2 protein-coding genes are annotated in these 1885 nt (G+C 35.3%); both read right to left on the bottom strand.

Annotated features, from left to right (window positions below; all coding sequences use genetic code 11):
- Positions 1 to 265 precede the first annotated feature (265 nt).
- Entirely contained in the window at positions 266 to 823 is a 558-nt protein-coding gene (locus F6K22_RS39835; RefSeq protein ID WP_293110584.1) for a hypothetical protein, read from the bottom strand.
- Positions 801 to 1706: a transposase gene (locus F6K22_RS39830; RefSeq protein WP_293110582.1), complete on the bottom strand. Its 906-nt coding sequence runs from the start codon at positions 1704 to 1706 to the stop codon at positions 801 to 803. Before F6K22_RS39830 ends, F6K22_RS39835 begins: the two co-directional genes overlap by 23 nt.
- Positions 1707 to 1885 lie beyond the last annotated feature (179 nt).

Below are 1885 nucleotides of genomic sequence, written 5' to 3'. Positions count from 1 at the left end.
CCAAATTCAAAAAGTAAGGCTACTCACCTTACCTCCTGACTACTGACTACTCTCCTAAGTAGCTCAAGTTTATGAAATTGGTATTACATAATAAGAGTTTGCCAGTTTTTTTTAGTTATAAAGCGACAAGTCTAATGTTTGGACTTTGGACAAAAACAAAATGGTTAGCGTAAATATTACGCTAACTAACTAGGAGAAATATCTCCCTGTCTCCAGTGAATTTAATCACTGAAAAATGGCAATAATTAAGAGTTGTCGCCGACTACTAAGAAACTTTTCGTTGTTTTTTGGATTTTTTTTGACTTTTGATGATAACTTGATGACGAGTTCGTGGTGTTGTTTGATATCCTTTAGTCCGTCCGGTAGAATAACCTCGACGTTTAGGAGATGTAGCCATTGTACCCAAAGTCGAAATTATTCTATAAAAGTCTCTTTGAACTAAACTGGGAGTAATTTTAACTGATTTCTTACTCTTCAAATACTGTTCCCAATGATGAGGTAAAACAACAGCTAAATTCCTTGCAACCCATAAATTAACATAGGCAATAAGTGTTAATTTGAACCAATTTTCTTCGTGTTTGACATCTGGAGTTGAATAAGCTGTCATTAACAATCTTTGTTTACCAAATCGGAACAGATGTTCCATGTCATAACGCTGCCGATAAGACTCATAGCAATCAATTAGACTTAACTCTTCACGTCGAGAACCAATAGCAATTAACCACATCGGTTTCCAAATCCGATTACCGACTTCATCAGTAATAGTAATTTGTAGTAAAGTAAAAGGATGACGATTCATTTTATAGTTGTGAGTTCCTTTCATTAACATCTGGTTCCAACCCGAAATTGTCACGCTTCTGTTGACGACCTTTTTTCGTAGTAAAAATAGATTGACTAACCCCAGTAGGTTCATGCCAAGTCTTCTGATCTTTGAGGTCAAATTTATCTCCGTACCAACGGGGATGTCCCGAGGTAATTTCCTGATTTTTTTCCCTGATAAATTGACGGTAAAAGACTCGATTACTTCTGATTCTGGTAAGAGTAATTAAGTTTTTTTGCTTGACTTGTTCGCCGATAAAATCTCTTTGACTATAGAGACTATCAGCTACTAAAACTGATAATTGATTTCCCGAAAAAGCTGCCGTTTCCCTGATTTTTTTAAGTTGTTTATTGCCAATATTAATTGCTGTTTCTTCTGATGGAACTCTTTCTCCTAATAAGGGAACAGCCCAAGGTACATTACCTGTTGCTATTCTCTCTGGTAAAGCACATAGAACTGAATAATAATGGCCAATGCTAATGGGTTTATTTCCTTTAATTGGATTGGGATAATGGATAAAAGTTTTGTCGGCTAATGTAGTTGAAAAAGGTCGTGGGTAAGGAGTTGTATCAATTAAATTAAAATTTCGGGAGCGTAAGGTAGGAATTGTTTCCGAGACAGCTTCTAATAAGCGATCAACTTGCTGTGAGTAATTATCCTCATTTTGCTGAGGTAAAAACTCTTGAATTCCATGATATAAACTGTTATAATCTCGTCTAAATAAAGGATTTTCAGATAATTCTACTACCGAGTTGGCCATTTGATTTGATGAGAGAGCATCTAGTAATTCTAAGATAGTTTCTTTTCTGGCATTAAGTCCATGATAGAGGTTTTCCCTCCAGGATAAGAACTCCTTGATTGACTGCCTATTTTCTTGATTTTTCATTGTTGTTAATAATACCTCTGAATGTTAGTGTATATTTTACGCTAACATTGACTTTTTTAATTATTCAGTCTCATGCCTAGTCAAACATCAGAGCAAACCACTCAATCAGCAGCCCTCAGAGAAAAACAAATTCAGAGTTTAATCCGTAAGCTCAAGCAGAAAATTCAGAAAATTGAACA

Source organism: Okeania sp. SIO2F4 (assembly GCF_010672385.1).
In the GTDB taxonomy this organism is placed as follows: domain Bacteria; phylum Cyanobacteriota; class Cyanobacteriia; order Cyanobacteriales; family Microcoleaceae; genus Trichodesmium.
Note: the sequence above shows the minus strand (reverse complement) of the source record. Positions and strands in the feature narration are given on the sequence as shown.